Consider the following 15,985-nt stretch of genomic DNA (forward strand, 5'->3'; position numbering starts at 1 on the left):
CTAATTAAAATACATTGGCAGTGCATACAAATACCACTACTTCGCAAATCCCTCAAAATAACTTACCTGAGGAATCCGTAGACATCAGGCAGGCTTTGTTCAGGATCCTGTACAACTGGCCATGGATCGCCCTGTCGCTCACCTTGGCGCTAACCATCGCATGGCTCTATAACCGATATGCAGAACCTGTATATAAGGCAAGGGCTTCCATTATGATCAAAGATGAAAAAAAGGGCGGAGCAGGACTGCTTGAGAACCCTTTGCTTAAAGAACTGGATCTCGGGGGCGGAGGAAAACTTGTTGACAATGAAATTGAGATCCTCAAAAGCTATGATCTTATGGAAGACGTGGTAAAAAAAGAACAACTCTTCCTTGATATTAAAAGAAAGGGCAGCCTTACCAACAGATCCGTATTCGCCAAAGAGACCCCTTTGATCATTCGCATTGCCAACCCCGACACCATTATCCAGCCGCTGCAATGGGGGATCAGCGGCCAACCCAATGGAAAATGGCGCCTTGACTATGGCGCACACAATAAAGACCTCCCCCTTACAAGAGGCAGATGGTACTCCATTAACGGGCTGCTCTTCCAAATAACCGATAACCCGGCCTTTAAGGCTGATAGCACAAACCTCAACAACGACTATCTGCTGTACCTGAAACCCCTGAAAGTTGCTGTTAACAACTATTCAGCCGCCCTTAATGTTCAACCGGCAAGCAAAACAGCTACCATTATCAACATGGAGCTTACCGACCGGAACAACAAAAGAGCGCAAACCGCATTGAACGCACTCATTGATATCTATAACCAACAAGCCCTGGAGGATAAAAACAAAGTCACCAACAACACCCTCGATTTTTTAAACGGAAGGCTGGCTATTATAGAAAATGAGCTGCGCACCGTGGAAGGACAGGTGCAGCAATTTAAAAGCAGTAACCGCATCACCGATGTTTCGGTTGAAGCACAACAGTATATGGAGCAGGCCAAACAGGTTGACATTCAGAAAGCCGAACAGCAAACCCAGCTAAGCATCCTTGAATCCCTGGAAAGCAACCTCAAAGCCAACCAGGACAATCCCAAACTGGTACCTTCAGGTTCAGGCATTGCCGAACCATCCCTGGCTGAAATGATACAGACCCACAACAGGCTGGTACTCGAAAGAGAGCGGCAGGCTGAAAGGCTCGGACCCAAAAACCCTATCCCTGTTGACCTCGCCAACCAGATCGCTAACCTCAGAGCCAGTTTGATCACTAATATCGGCAACCTCAAACAGGCTTACCGCATCGCTTTAAATGATATTACCAGCAAGGATGCAGAGCTCAATGCCCGCATCAGGAATATTCCTCAAATACAAAAAAATCTCGTCCAGATACAGCGCGACCAGTCCGTAAAAGAGCAGCTTTACTTTTTGCTCCTCCAAAAAAGAGAAGAGTCGGCCATTACCCTGGCTTCCACAATCCCCGACTCCAGAAGCATTGAAAAAGCCAGAAGCATCGGTATCGTAAGCCCAAAAAAGGTACTTGTTATGGCTATCGCCTTTTTGCTGGGACTGATCATCCCTATCGCCATTATTTACCTCATCCATTTCTTCAAAAACACCATCGAGGATAAGGATGAAGTAGAGCAAAAGTGCAACGCCCCTGTACTGGGAGAGATATCTTATGTTAGAAAGGATACCTCCCCCATTGTAGTTCAAAAGGGAAGCCGTTCTATCGTGGCAGAACAGTTCAGGGTTATCAGAACCAACATCAGCTTTACAAAACCAGGGCATTCTCCAAAGGTTATCCTGGTTACTTCCCACAGACCCGAAGAAGGAAAATCTTTCACCAGCCTTAACCTTGCTGCCAGCTATGCCCTGCTCAATAAAAAAGTAGTGGTGCTTGAATTTGATTTGCGTAAACCACGCCTCAGCGCAGCCGTTAATATCCACTCCGAAGCAGGCATCAGCAATTACCTGGCCGCCGCAAACACCACTAACATCAATGATATCCTCCATGAAGTGCCCGGCTTTGAACAGCGTTTCTGGCTCCTCCCCGCCGGACCTATACCCCCAAACCCCGCCGAACTCATCCTGGGCGATAATATGAAGCAACTCATGGAGGAACTCAATAAAAAGTTCGATTACATCATTTTCGATACCCCACCCTATGGACTCGTTACTGACTCCTCACTGCTGGCTGCTCACGCCCATATCACCATTGTAGTGCTCAGGCAGGGATTTACTTTTAAATGGGTGATGCACGAACTCAATAAAAAAATGACCGACAACCCCGCCCAACCGCTCTATACCGTTATCAACAGGGTCGGCGAAAAAAACAGCTACAACAGTTATAAACGATACGGCTACGGATATACAGAATACTTTGACGCACCTCAAAAAAAGAAAAAATGGAAAAAGTGAATATAAAGATGACCTGTAAGATTATAAGGACAATGATAAAAAAAGATGTATAAAAAATTCTTTTCCTATGCAGGAATAGAAGGATTTGCCAAAGGTCTGAATTGGCTGACCATAGCTTTGCTGCCTCTCTTTTTACCAACAGATCAATATGGGGTTGTTGGGCTGCTTGTTGCCATAGAAGGCATAATGAACACCGTTTTAACATTGGGGCAGGGAAGAGCCATCCTGCGCCACACCATTACCTTCAAAGAAAAGATGCTGCCTTATGCTTTGCAATTAAATATATTATCAGTATTAGGCGTTTTTCTCATTTGCATCATTATTTCTCTTTTCAGGGAAGAGATCATGGGGATCAGTTTTTTTCCTCACCTTCTTTTTCTGTTCATAAGTTTATTATTTTATAACCTTTCAGGGCTAATGATTTCGCATGCACTGGCAACGGACAATCCCGCTTTTTTCAGAAAATCAAGATTATGGTATGCCGTTACCAAACTGGTGGCTGTTATTGGTATTTGTTTTTATACAGGTAACGGCCTCGGTTATATTTACGGATCCCTGACAGCAGGTATTATATTTATCTTTTTATTTTATAAAGACATATTTTCTCATTTTAATTTTAAAAGGATATTTGTTTTTGATAAAAATCTTAAATTTTTATTCGTTTTTGGATTACCGCTGATATTTCATGCATTAAGTGGCAATATTTTAAGTTACGCCGATCGCTTTTTCGTGGAAGGCTATTTAAACAAAAGCCAACTTGGCATATACACTTTTGCATATTCCCTGGGGAGCAGTATCTTTTTCTTTTATGGATCTGTAGGTACCTACTTTGAACCTTTGGTTTACAAATTTTCCGCAGACAAGAAAAAGTATCATGCAATCCTTAAGTTCTATTTAACCTTCGTATTAATGTGCGCATCACTTTTCAGCATCGCTATTTTGATCGGCACAAAGTATTTTGCATTTCATTTTATTTCAGAAGATTACCTATCGGGATTTACCGTTTTACCTATTGTACTGGGTGCGCATTTGATGATGCCTTTTTACCATATCAGCAATTACGAACTTACCGTGTTAAATAAAACTGCTTTTATCGCTTTTTCTACTATTGGCTCAGCCATTTTAAACATACTGCTGAATATCTTTTTTATTCCCAAATGGGGGATTACAGGAGCAGCTTTTAGCACCCTTTTGACCTATATTTTTTTAGCGTTAGCAGGCAATGCCTGGGCAATAAAGGCTTCAGGTATCTCCCGGAATTACCTGAAATATATTGCTATACTGTTCCTTTTTGTTAACGCGGCAGTACTATATGCAAATTTTATGATCCATGAATTATGGCTTGCAAGCGGAGGCTTGTTTGCATTATTCATTGTACTTTCTGTTTTGAGCATTAGGCAAATGCCCACTCTAAAAATGACAATAAATACTTTATAAGATACGTGCAGCCATTATGGGAAAGAAGTAATAAATCAATGGGAAGAAAATATATTTTTACGGCCGCATTTTTAAACTTCATCGGATACTATGTATGCCTGATGCTTCTTTTCTACATAGGTCTCGGAACGCTGTCTCTAAGCGTTTCTATTCCTCTTAGACTATTAATATTGTCATGTTTAACTGTTTTTTTTTTACAAAACACCCGGCTAAAGCCAAAATCCGAAACATATATTTTTCTGTTTTTTTCACTGATTTATTTAATAAGGATCTTCAGCGACGCTTTAAAAGGGCTGCCTTATTATTTAGGAACATCAAGACTCTTACTCTATTACTTATCCTTTGACATGATTCCGTTTTTGTTGCTAAGCAATATAAAATTTAAAACAACCGATTATAATGCCATCAGAAAAGGAATTTTGTTCTCCGGCTTTCTTTTTGCCGTTCTCGCTGTTGTCTTTTTCAGAAATTATATCGGAACAGTAGGTCGTCTTACGTCAGAAACAGCGGATATCGACATGCTTTCTCCTTTGGCACTATCTTATTGCTCTTCGCTTACAATAGGGGTTGCAATAAGTTACTGGATGGAAAATCCCTTATCCTTACGGCAAAAGTTTTACTTTTTGCTTTTAACCGCAGTGTCCGTTACTCCATTTTTCCTTGGTTCCTCGCGTGGTTCTCTCATTGCTTTAATTTTACCCTTCATTTTCATATTAATTATAAAAAAAAATCTATTTACCAATCTTCGAACTATTTTAATATTGGTATTGGGTTTGGTTGGAATTATTTATATTTCTGAGGAATTGGGAAGTAGTTTAATTGAACGGTTTACCAGTACCGGTTCTGATATAGCCGAAGGTAATGAATCGGCCGTAAGAACCATTATGTGGCAAAACGCTTTCAATCAATTTGTCAATAATCCGATAATGGGGGACAGGCTAAAACTGGATGGCTTTGATATTTATCCGCACAACATTCTGTTTGAAACACTGCAATGCACAGGTTTCCTGGGCTTTATTCCCCTTTCTATTTTACTCGTTATTATATTTATAAAATCATTTAATATTTTTAAATATACTCCGCAATATTCATGGATCAGCGTCCTTTTTATTCAATGCTTTACGCAAAACATGTTTAGCGGAAGTATTTTTTCAGCCAGCTGGCTTATGATGTCAATGGCTATCGTTGCAGCCTTTGCAAGAAGTGAAAATGAAATTTTCTCAACCGCCCTGCTTTCCAAAAAGCAAAATAAAAACGTTGCGGGTAAATATATTGTCAGACGTAAATCTCTATCGCGTAAATTAATCATAATATAAGTTCCCAATATTCTTTAAATTTTGTATGAAAAAAAATCTAAATATTGATATTATAGCCGGTGCCAGGCCAAATTTTATGAAAATTGCACCGATTATAGAAGCGATCAAAAAACATCAGCAAGCAGGATCTGATATTCAATACAGGCTCGTTCACACAGGTCAGCACTACGACAAAAACATGAGCGGCAGCTTTTTTGAGCAATTGGGTATTCCGCATCCCGATGTAAACTTAGGCGCCGGCGGGGGAACACAGGCAGAGCAAACCGCCAATATAATGATAGGCTATGAAAAGCTATTACTGCACGAAAAATCCGATCTCTGCCTTGTTGTTGGCGATGTTACTTCTACCATGGCCTGCGCCATCGTTGCACAAAAGCTGCATGTAAAAGTAGCGCATGTTGAGGCAGGCATCCGCTCGGGCGACTGGTCCATGCCCGAAGAAATCAACCGTATGGTAACCGACAGTATTACCAATTATTTTTTTACAACCACTACCATTGCAAATGACAATTTAAAAAAAAATGGTATTGAAGATGAATGTATTTTTCTTGTAGGTAATACCATGATAGATACATTATTAAAAAACAGGGAACGGTTTCAACAACCTCCTATCTGGAAAGAACTGGGATTGGAAAAGGGCCAATTTATAGTTATGACGTTGCATCGCCCGGCAAATGTTGATGAAGAAAAAAAGTTGAAACAATTGATGAATGAGATCATTGCGCATTCCCATGGATTGCCGCTGATCTTTCCGGTACACCCCAGAACAGCAAAAATCCTTCAAAACATGGGGATTGAACATCCATCGTTGCACATGATCGAACCTTTGGGTTATTTGGAGTTTAACTACCTGGTGGAAAAAGCAAAAGCAGTAATAACCGATTCAGGCGGTATAACTGAAGAAACTACTGTAATGGGTATACCCTGCCTTACATTAAGAGATAATACCGAAAGGCCCGAAACAATTACGATAGGAACGAATGAACTGATCGGAACCGATCCCAAAGCAATAAAACCTGCCATGGAAAAATTGTTCGGGGGAAACTGGAAAAAAGGAAGTATTCCTGATTTGTGGGATGGGCATGCCGCTGCAAGAATAATAAAACATCTTTTATCGTTAACCCATATATGAGGACTAAAAAAATACTTATAATCTATAATAAGGTCTGGTCTTACAGACTTAAAATTTTTGATATTTTAAATCAGCACTACGACCTGACTGTTGCCTACTCCGATAAAAGTTTTGTAGGCAAAAAATTTGATTTCAAAACGATCTATACTCCGGGATATGATATTGGCCCACTATTTTTTCATAAGACCAATTTAAAAAAATTAGCCCGGGATTATGATGTTGTCATTGCAATATCCAATGTGAGGTGGATATCCTTAATGCTTTTATCGGTAAAAAGAAGAAAATTTAAGTTTATACTATGGGGCATTGGCGTGTCTGCCAGTTATGAAAATAAGCTGGATTCAAAAACTACGTGGGACAGGGTGAGGTTCTTCTTTGCAAAAAAGGCAGATGCCATACTGTTTTACAGCAGCTATCCCGTCAAAAAATATATTGAAAATGGAATTGCACGCGAAAAACTATTCGTTGCCAATAATACAGTAGCTATTGATGAGCATTTTAATTTAGCTGAAACAGAAAATTCAAAAACCGATTTTTTATTCATCGGAACACTATATCCACAAAAGGGCATTGATATATTGCTGAATGCATACATTGAACTAACCAAAACCATTGCGCTTCCCACCTTACAAATTATAGGGGCGGGGCCCATGGAAAGCACGCTTAAAGAATTGATCGAAGTGAACAAATTACAGGATAAAGTAATCCTTCATGGAGCCATTTATGATCAAAAAACATTAGTAACTTTCTTTTCAAAGAGCCTGGTTTGCATTTCTCCAACACAGGCAGGCCTTTCTGTATTGATGAGCATGGGCTATGGCGTACCTTTTCTAACAAGTGCTGATGCCATAACAGGGGGTGAAGTTTTTAATATAAAAAAAGACGAGAATGGATTTATCTATAATGGAACTGATGAAGATCTAAAAAAGACGATTGTCTGGATCATTAACAATCGGGAAAAAGTTTTAGCAATGGGCAGAAATGCAAAATTGCATTATGATCAGTTCAGGAAACCGGCTGACATGGCAAATGCTATTAGAGATGCTATAGAATATGTTCTTAATAAATAGGAAGAATTTTTGCATTGCCAAAGCTTATACTTTTGCAACTAATACTACTAATATCAGATAACGAATGTGTAGCCTGATCAAAAACTATTTTAGTTTTAGCCGCCTGAAAAAACAATATCAGAACAAAAAAATATCTATTTTGATGTTCTACGATAAAGAATCAGTTATTTCCAATAAATCACGCATTCAGCGATTTGTAATTTTAAGAAAATGTGTCGTTTCTGATTATTCGTATATAGGTTACAACACCAATATTTATAACGCAAGCATTGGAAAATTTTGTTCTGTTTCAAAAGATGTATGTATAGGGCTTCCATCACATCCCACAAGATTCATCTCCACTTCTCCCCTGTTCGTTAATATACAAAACGGCACCGGTTATTCCTGGTCAAAACAAGACCTGTTTAATTCTGTTCCTGAAAAAGTAGTGATCGGTAATGATGTATGGATTGGGATGAAGTCTACTATTATGGGAGGCGTTACCATTGGCAACGGTGCAATTATAGCCGCACATTCGGTTGTAACAAAAGACGTTCCGCCTTATGCCATAGTGGGAGGCGTTCCATCCAAAATAATCAGGTACAGGTTTGACGATGAGATTATACAGGCTTTGCAAAAATCGGAATGGTGGAATCGCTCCGATGATTTTCTTCAAAGAAATATAGCATCTTTTCAGGAAGAGGTAACCCCGGAAAATGCAAACCGGTTGATCGAAATTTTATTAAAATAAATAATAATATATAAAATATCAATATCAAATGTTTGGTAATAAAAAGCTTCTGATAACCGGTGGCACCGGTTCTTTCGGAAATGCAGTTCTCAACCGGTTTCTTAACAGCAACTTCAACGAAATACGGATTTTCAGCCGCGACGAAAAAAAACAGGATGACATGCGAAAAGTGTATACAGATCCACGTGTAAAGTTTTATATCGGCGATGTTCGTGAATACAATTCGGTAGAAAATGCGGTGAGGGGAGTCGATTATATTTTTCATGCTGCTGCGCTGAAGCAGGTCCCTTCCTGTGAATTTTTCCCTCTTGAAGCGGTAAAGACCAACGTGGAAGGAACGGCCAATGTTTTAGATGCGGCAATAAGAAACGGTGTAAACAATGCAGTAGTGTTAAGCACCGACAAAGCGGTGTACCCTATTAACGCAATGGGCATGAGCAAAGCCATGATGGAAAAAGTAATGGTTGCAAAATCCAGGACAGTTTCCGCCAAACAGCTCGTACTTTCCGGCACCCGTTACGGCAATGTAATGGCTTCACGCGGCTCGGTAATTCCCCTGTTCATTGACCAGATCAAGACGGGTAAACCGATCACCGTTACCGACCCCAATATGACCCGCTTTATGATGACGCTTGAAGATGCCGTAGACCTTGTATTGTATGCTTTCACAAATGCAGAGCCAGGCGATATTTTCGTACAAAAGGCGCCGGCTACTACAATTGAGCTACTTGCAACAGCTCTCAGGGAATTATACAATGCCAGCAATGAAATTAAAATCATAGGCACCCGCCATGGCGAAAAATTATATGAAACACTGGTGAACAGGGAGGAAATGACCAAGGCTATTGATATGGGAGAATATTTCAGGATCCCGGCAGATAACAGGGGGCTCAATTATGAGCAGTACTTTTCGGTGGGTGATACGGATGTTTCCAAAATAGAAGATTATCATTCGCATAATACCAATCAAATTGGACTGGAGGAAACCAAAAAATTATTATTGAGACTTGAGATAATCCAAAAGGACTTAAATTTAATGCCTGCCTGAAACAACGTATATGCGAACCGCAGGCAAAGTATTCTTTTTGACAGAGGCTACAGCCTGACGCGTTATTATTTTGATACAAACAGCAGCAATGAAAAAAATTGGAATAACAGGACAAAATGGATTTGCCGGAACATACCTGTTCAATACCATAAGCCTGTTGAACGAAGAATTCCAGCTTGTCCCGTTTGAAAGGTCTTTTTTTGAAAACGAAAATCAATTACAGAACTGGGTAAAGCAATGTGACGTGATCGTTCACCTGGCCGGCATGAACCGGCACCAGGATCCGCAGGTTATTTATGATATCAACCTCAGCCTTGTAAAGAAACTTGTAGCTTCACTGGAAATAACACAGACCAAACCACAAATCATTTTCTCTTCCTCCACCCAGGAAGAAAGAGATAATCCCTATGGGAGATCAAAGAAGGAAGGAAGGGATTTACTGGCAGCCTGGGCCCGGGCGCATGGCGGAAAATTTGCGGGACTCATTATCCCAAATGTGTTCGGCCCGTTTGGCAAACCCTTTTACAACTCGGTTGTAGCTACCTTTTGTCACCAGTTGTGCAGCAACCAGGAACCAAAAATTGAAACGGATGGTCTTATTAAATTGATATATATAGATGAACTGGTTAAGGTGATTATTGACGCTATAAGAAATGATACCCACAGCCCTGAGCAAAAAGTTAAGCACACAGGCGAATATTATGTATCTCAAATATTATCGAAATTGCAGGAGTTTAAAAACCAATATTTTGAAAAAGGAATATTTCCCTCACTTCAGAACAAATTTAGTGTTGACCTGTTCAACACCTTCAGAAGCCATATAAATCTTAAGCATTATTTTCCATACAAACTAAAGCAGAATACCGACAACCGGGGAACATTTGTAGAACTGGTAAAACTACAACAGGGAGGTCAGGTTTCTTTTTCAACTACCCACCCGGGCATTACAAGAGGCAATCATTTTCACACGCGGAAGATTGAAAGGTTTGCTGTGATAAAAGGAAACGCAATGATACAGCTTCGGAAATACAATACGGATGAAGTACTCAACTTCGAATTAAGCGGTGATGCGCCGTCTTATGTGGATATGCCGGTATGGTATACACATAACATTACCAATACCGGCACCGGCGAATTGTATACGATATTCTGGATCAATGAATTTTTTGATCCTGCCGACCCGGATACTTATTTTGAAACCGTTTAACAAGCTTTACACCCTCATTTAATGAATACAATCACGAAAAAACTGAAAGTGCTTACGGTTGTGGGCACCCGGCCGGAAATCATACGGCTGTCCAGGGTGCTCGCAAAGTTAGACGAATCCGGGGCCATAGATCATGTATTGGTTCACACCGGGCAGAACTACGATTATGAATTGAACCAGGTTTTTTTTGAAGATCTTGAACTCAGAAGACCAGATTATTTTTTAAACGCCGCAGGTAAAAATGCCACCACAACCGTAGGCCAAATACTGATCAATATTGATCCCATCCTTGAAAAGGAGCAGCCCGATGCATTTTTAGTACTGGGAGATACCAATAGCTGCTTATGCGCTATTCCTGCAAAAAAAAGAAAGATACCGGTATTTCATATGGAAGCCGGCAACCGTTGCTTTGATCAGCGCGTGCCTGAAGAAACCAATCGAAAAATAGTTGACCATGTGAGCGATGTCAATCTTACGTATTCTGATATCGCAAGGGAATACCTGCTCAGGGAAGGGCTGCCTCCCGACAGGATAATTAAAACAGGAAGCCCCATGTATGAAGTGCTTCATCACTATATGCCCAAAATTCAAAAATCCGATATACTTCAGCAACTTTTGCTCGAAAAAGACAGCTATTTCGTTGTGTCGGCACACCGCGAAGAGAACATCAATGCTGAAAAAAACTTCAATAACCTTGTTAAATCATTGAATAATATCGCAGAATCTTTCCGGTTGCCTGTAATTGTATCTGCGCATCCCAGAACCAGAAATATGATAAAAGAAAAGAATATCACGTTTAATGATCTGGTAAAGCTACAAAAGCCGTTTGGGCTCAGTAACTATTTATCCCTGCAGGTAAATGCAAAAGCGGTTCTTTCCGACAGCGGAACCATTTCCGAAGAATCATCTATACTCAATTTCCCTGCATTAAATATCCGGGAAGCACATGAGCGGCCAGAGGCGATGGAGGAAGCCGCTGTAATGATGGTAGGACTGAACCCGGATCGGATACTCCAGGGATTAAAGCAACTGGAATACCAGCAAAGAGCACCCCGCAATTTCAGGCAGGTTCCAGACTATACAATGCCCAACGTTTCCGATAAGGTAGTTAGAATAATCATATCATACGTAGACTACATAAAAAGGGTAACCTGGCAAAACTGTTAACATGCGTGTACTCTTCTTACTTTTATACCATCCCGAGCCAGGCGAATCGTCGAATTTATATGCAGACCTGGTAGGTGAATTCGTTAAAAACGGGCATGAAGTAACGGTAGTAAGCGCAGCTAAAGAAAGTCAACCCACTGCTTTACAAAAGGAAGAGAATGTGGACGTATTACGGGTTAAAACACAAAAAATTTTTAACGTACACCCTCTGCTGAAGGGAATTGCCACCGTGCGGATGCCTTACCAGTTCAGAAGGGCGATAAAAAAATACTTATCGGAACGCATATTCGACCTGATCATAACACCCACGCCACCCATAACGTTTGTAGACATCGTGGCATGGCTGAAAAGAAAATACACATTGCAATCGTATCTTATACTGCGCGATATTTTCCCGCAAAATGCGCGTGATCTGGGGATGATGAAAAATCAGCTTCTTATTAATTATTTCCGAAAAAAGGAAAAAAAGCTATATCGTTATTCTGATTACATTGGCTGTATGTCGCAGGGCAATATAGATTATATCATGCGCCATAATCCCGAAGTTAATGCCCGTAAACTCCTTCTCCTGCCCAACTGGCAAAAGGCGGAGCCCTTGCGCGAAAAAGATGAAACCATAAGAAAGCAATACGGATTAGAAGGAAAGTATGTGGCCATTTTTGGAGGGAATATTGGTGAACCCCAAAAAGTAGAAAATATAGTAAGTCTCGCCCGTGCGTACTTGCATAAAGATCAGATTGTATTTTTGGTTATGGGGAACGGCACCAGAAGGAAGCACCTCGAACAAATGGCAGCAGATTACAACTTAACCAATTTGGTAATAAAAGATGCTGTTCCACGGCAGGATTATCAGAAATTGGTATGCAGTGCCGATATTGGCTTAATTTCATTAAGCGAAAAATTTACTATTCCCAACATCCCGTCCAAAACTTTATCCTATTTCAACGCCAGGATACCCGTGCTGGCCGCAATTGACGCCAACACCGATTATGGAGCCCTGCTGGATAAAGCAGGTGCAGGACTATGGTCCTTAACAGGGGATATGAAAAAATACAAACAAAATTTCGACAGGCTTTACAACGATACCGCATTACGTGAACAAATGGGAGAAAATGGCTATAACTACTTGTTTAAATATCTTACAGTAACCATTGCTTATCAAACCATCATTACCCATACCCGGGCCAATCAATAAAATAATTCTTTAAAAAGGACAGGATTATCAGATGAATACCCGAAATTTCGTTACGAAGTTTATTTTAAATATAAAGCTATACCTTATATGTATAAATCACTACTGACATTATTTGCTCTTCTGCTGTTATTCAGTTCGTGCCGAACGGGTAAGGAGCTGGCATTGTTCCAGGATCTGAACTCCGCGCAGGATGCCAGGGTACAGCAGGTCAGAACCGCAGCCTTTGATCCCCTCCGCCTGCAGCCCGACGACCAGTTGCAGATCGTTATCAGCAGCATCAGCCCCGAAGCTTCCCAATTGTTCAACCTCATGGGTTCGGCTGTTATTACCGGCAACAATAACAACACACAGAACATGCAAAGCGTTTATACCGTGTCGCCTTCCGGTAACATTACCATCCCCGTTATCGGGGACGTAAAAGTGATGGGATTAACTACTGATGAAGCCAAGGCAGAGATCAAAAAGGTGGTAAGCGAATACCTTAAAGATGCTGTTATCAGCGTGACCCTTATCAACTTCCGTGTTACTGTAATGGGAGAGGTCAACAGACCCTCCACCTTCCAGGTAGCAGGTGAAAAGATCAATGTGCTGGAAGCCATTGGTATGGCAGGAGACCTTACCGTTTTTGCCAAACGAAACAATATCAAGGTCATCCGTAAAGCTGCTGATAAAGTGGAAGTGGCCCATCTCAACCTCAACAACAGCAGCGTAATGCGCTCGCCGTTCTATAATCTCCGACAAAATGATGTGGTGCTCGTAGAACCCGGTAAACGAAAAGGGCTCCAGGCTGAAGGACTAAATATCATTATCCCCGCAGCAACCAGTATCCTGTCTCTCATTATTGTTGCCCTTACCCGGTTCCGTTAAATATTCATCTTTATTTACGCTCTAATTAAAATACATTGGCAGTGCATACAAATACCACTACTTCGCAAATCCCTCAAAATAACTTACCTGAGGAATCCGTAGACATCAGGCAGGCTTTGTTCAGGATCCTGTACAACTGGCCATGGATCGCCCTGTCGCTCACCTTGGCGCTAACCATCGCATGGCTCTATAACCGATATGCAGAACCTGTATATAAGGCAAGGGCTTCCATTATGATCAAAGATGAAAAAAAGGGCGGAGCAGGACTGCTTGAGAACCCTTTGCTTAAAGAACTGGATCTCGGGGGCGGAGGAAAACTTGTTGACAATGAAATTGAGATCCTCAAAAGCTATGATCTTATGGAAGACGTGGTAAAAAAAGAACAACTCTTCCTTGATATTAAAAGAAAGGGCAGCCTTACCAACAGATCCGTATTCGCCAAAGAGACCCCTTTGATCATTCGCATTGCCAACCCCGACACCATTATCCAGCCGCTGCAATGGGGGATCAGCGGCCAACCCAATGGAAAATGGCGCCTTGACTATGGCGCACACAATAAAGACCTCCCCCTTACAAGAGGCAGATGGTACTCCATTAACGGGCTGCTCTTCCAAATAACCGATAACCCGGCCTTTAAGGCTGATAGCACAAACCTCAACAACGACTATCTGCTGTACCTGAAACCCCTGAAAGTTGCTGTTAACAACTATTCAGCCGCCCTTAATGTTCAACCGGCAAGCAAAACAGCTACCATTATCAACATGGAGCTTACCGACCGGAACAACAAAAGAGCGCAAACCGCATTGAACGCACTCATTGATATCTATAACCAACAAGCCCTGGAGGATAAAAACAAAGTCACCAACAACACCCTCGATTTTTTAAACGGAAGGCTGGCTATTATAGAAAATGAGCTGCGCACCGTGGAAGGACAGGTGCAGCAATTTAAAAGCAGTAACCGCATCACCGATGTTTCGGTTGAAGCACAACAGTATATGGAGCAGGCCAAACAGGTTGACATTCAGAAAGCCGAACAGCAAACCCAGCTAAGCATCCTTGAATCCCTGGAAAGCAACCTCAAAGCCAACCAGGACAATCCCAAACTGGTACCTTCAGGTTCAGGCATTGCCGAACCATCCCTGGCTGAAATGATACAGACCCACAACAGGCTGGTACTCGAAAGAGAGCGGCAGGCTGAAAGGCTCGGACCCAAAAACCCTATCCCTGTTGACCTCGCCAACCAGATCGCTAACCTCAGAGCCAGTTTGATCACTAATATCGGCAACCTCAAACAGGCTTACCGCATCGCTTTAAATGATATTACCAGCAAGGATGCAGAGCTCAATGCCCGCATCAGGAATATTCCTCAAATACAAAAAAATCTCGTCCAGATACAGCGCGACCAGTCCGTAAAAGAGCAGCTTTACTTTTTGCTCCTCCAAAAAAGAGAAGAGTCGGCCATTACCCTGGCTTCCACAATCCCCGACTCCAGAAGCATTGAAAAAGCCAGAAGCATCGGTATCGTAAGCCCAAAAAAGGTACTTGTTATGGCTATCGCCTTTTTGCTGGGACTGATCATCCCTATCGCCATTATTTACCTCATCCATTTCTTCAAAAACACCATCGAGGATAAGGATGAAGTAGAGCAAAAGTGCAACGCCCCTGTACTGGGAGAGATATCTTATGTTAGAAAGGATACCTCCCCCATTGTAGTTCAAAAGGGAAGCCGTTCTATCGTGGCAGAACAGTTCAGGGTTATCAGAACCAACATCAGCTTTACAAAACCAGGGCATTCTCCAAAGGTTATCCTGGTTACTTCCCACAGACCCGAAGAAGGAAAATCTTTCACCAGCCTTAACCTTGCTGCCAGCTATGCCCTGCTCAATAAAAAAGTAGTGGTGCTTGAATTTGATTTGCGTAAACCACGCCTCAGCGCAGCCGTTAATATCCACTCCGAAGCAGGCATCAGCAATTACCTGGCCGCCGCAAACACCACTAACATCAATGATATCCTCCATGAAGTGCCCGGCTTTGAACAGCGTTTCTGGCTCCTCCCCGCCGGACCTATACCCCCAAACCCCGCCGAACTCATCCTGGGCGATAATATGAAGCAACTCATGGAGGAACTCAATAAAAAGTTCGATTACATCATTTTCGATACCCCACCCTATGGACTCGTTACTGACTCCTCACTGCTGGCTGCTCACGCCCATATCACCATTGTAGTGCTCAGGCAGGGATTTACTTTTAAATGGGTGATGCACGAACTCAATAAAAAAATGACCGACAACCCCGCCCAACCGCTCTATACCGTTATCAACAGGGTCGGCGAAAAAAACAGCTACAACAGTTATAAACGATACGGCTACGGATATACAGAATACTTTGACGCACCTCAAAAAAAGAAAAAATAA

General features: G+C 41.7%; 11 protein-coding genes and 1 pseudogene. All 12 read left to right on the forward strand.

All coding sequences use genetic code 11. From position 1 onward, the window contains the following. Positions 1–20: 20 nt before the first annotated feature. The 12 genes and pseudogenes from PLH26_RS01800 (at position 21) to PLH26_RS01855 (ending at position 15,985) form a co-directional block, all read left to right on the forward strand. A complete protein-coding gene (locus PLH26_RS01800; RefSeq protein WP_324584264.1) occupies positions 21–2,402 on the forward strand; it encodes a GumC family protein in 2,382 nt (793 codons plus the stop codon). A gap of 45 nt (positions 2,403–2,447) precedes the next feature. Continuing rightward, a complete protein-coding gene (locus tag PLH26_RS01805; RefSeq protein WP_324584265.1) occupies positions 2,448–3,839 on the forward strand; it encodes an oligosaccharide flippase family protein in 1,392 nt (463 codons plus the stop codon). Positions 3,840–3,844: 5 nt separating this feature from the next. Then, a complete protein-coding gene (locus PLH26_RS01810) occupies positions 3,845–5,155 on the forward strand; it encodes an O-antigen ligase family protein (RefSeq protein ID WP_324584266.1) in 1,311 nt (436 codons plus the stop codon). Between the two features lie 25 nt (positions 5,156–5,180). Next, complete coding sequence (gene wecB / locus PLH26_RS01815) at positions 5,181–6,287, forward strand: non-hydrolyzing UDP-N-acetylglucosamine 2-epimerase (RefSeq protein WP_324584267.1); 1,107 nt, start codon at positions 5,181–5,183, stop codon at positions 6,285–6,287. After that, positions 6,284–7,357 carry a glycosyltransferase family 4 protein gene (locus tag PLH26_RS01820; protein WP_324584268.1) on the forward strand — a complete coding sequence of 358 codons (1,074 nt, stop codon included), beginning with the start codon at positions 6,284–6,286 and terminating at the stop codon, positions 7,355–7,357. The genes wecB (PLH26_RS01815) and PLH26_RS01820 overlap by 4 nt, the downstream gene beginning before the upstream one ends. A 427-nt stretch (positions 7,358–7,784) precedes the next feature. Next, positions 7,785–7,956 (forward strand): annotated as a pseudogene (locus PLH26_RS01825) (DapH/DapD/GlmU-related protein); the annotation flags it as partial. Positions 7,957–8,115: 159 nt separating this feature from the next. Beyond that, positions 8,116–9,135, forward strand: a complete 1,020-nt coding sequence (locus PLH26_RS01830; protein WP_324584269.1) for a polysaccharide biosynthesis protein — start codon at positions 8,116–8,118, stop codon at positions 9,133–9,135. A gap of 88 nt (positions 9,136–9,223) precedes the next feature. Continuing rightward, a complete protein-coding gene (locus PLH26_RS01835; RefSeq protein WP_324584270.1) occupies positions 9,224–10,342 on the forward strand; it encodes a polysaccharide biosynthesis C-terminal domain-containing protein in 1,119 nt (372 codons plus the stop codon). Positions 10,343–10,363: 21 nt separating this feature from the next. Further along, entirely contained in the window at positions 10,364–11,509 is a 1,146-nt protein-coding gene (wecB, locus tag PLH26_RS01840) for a non-hydrolyzing UDP-N-acetylglucosamine 2-epimerase (protein WP_324584271.1), read from the forward strand. 1 nt (position 11,510) lies between these two features. After that, positions 11,511–12,704, forward strand: a complete 1,194-nt coding sequence (locus PLH26_RS01845; protein ID WP_324584272.1) for a glycosyltransferase family 4 protein — start codon at positions 11,511–11,513, stop codon at positions 12,702–12,704. A gap of 87 nt (positions 12,705–12,791) precedes the next feature. Then, on the forward strand, positions 12,792–13,571 hold the full coding sequence (locus PLH26_RS01850) for a polysaccharide biosynthesis/export family protein (RefSeq protein ID WP_324584273.1): 780 nt from the start codon (positions 12,792–12,794) through the stop codon (positions 13,569–13,571). Between the two features lie 41 nt (positions 13,572–13,612). Further along, positions 13,613–15,985: a GumC family protein gene (locus PLH26_RS01855; RefSeq protein ID WP_324584274.1), complete on the forward strand. Its 2,373-nt coding sequence runs from the start codon at positions 13,613–13,615 to the stop codon at positions 15,983–15,985.

This window comes from Agriterribacter sp. (genome assembly GCF_035444585.1).
GTDB lineage: Bacteria > Bacteroidota > Bacteroidia > Chitinophagales > Chitinophagaceae > Agriterribacter.

Coding starts and splice junctions, on each gene's coding strand:
- PLH26_RS01805 (WP_324584265.1), top strand. CDS start 2,448: ATGTATAAAAAATTCTTTTCCTATGCAGGAATAGAAGGATTTGCCAAA.
- wecB (WP_324584267.1), top strand. CDS start 5,181: ATGAAAAAAAATCTAAATATTGATATTATAGCCGGTGCCAGGCCAAAT.
- PLH26_RS01820 (WP_324584268.1), top strand. CDS start 6,284: ATGAGGACTAAAAAAATACTTATAATCTATAATAAGGTCTGGTCTTAC.
- PLH26_RS01830 (WP_324584269.1), top strand. CDS start 8,116: ATGTTTGGTAATAAAAAGCTTCTGATAACCGGTGGCACCGGTTCTTTC.
- PLH26_RS01835 (WP_324584270.1), top strand. CDS start 9,224: ATGAAAAAAATTGGAATAACAGGACAAAATGGATTTGCCGGAACATAC.
- wecB (WP_324584271.1), top strand. CDS start 10,364: ATGAATACAATCACGAAAAAACTGAAAGTGCTTACGGTTGTGGGCACC.
- PLH26_RS01845 (WP_324584272.1), top strand. CDS start 11,511: ATGCGTGTACTCTTCTTACTTTTATACCATCCCGAGCCAGGCGAATCG.
- PLH26_RS01850 (WP_324584273.1), top strand. CDS start 12,792: ATGTATAAATCACTACTGACATTATTTGCTCTTCTGCTGTTATTCAGT.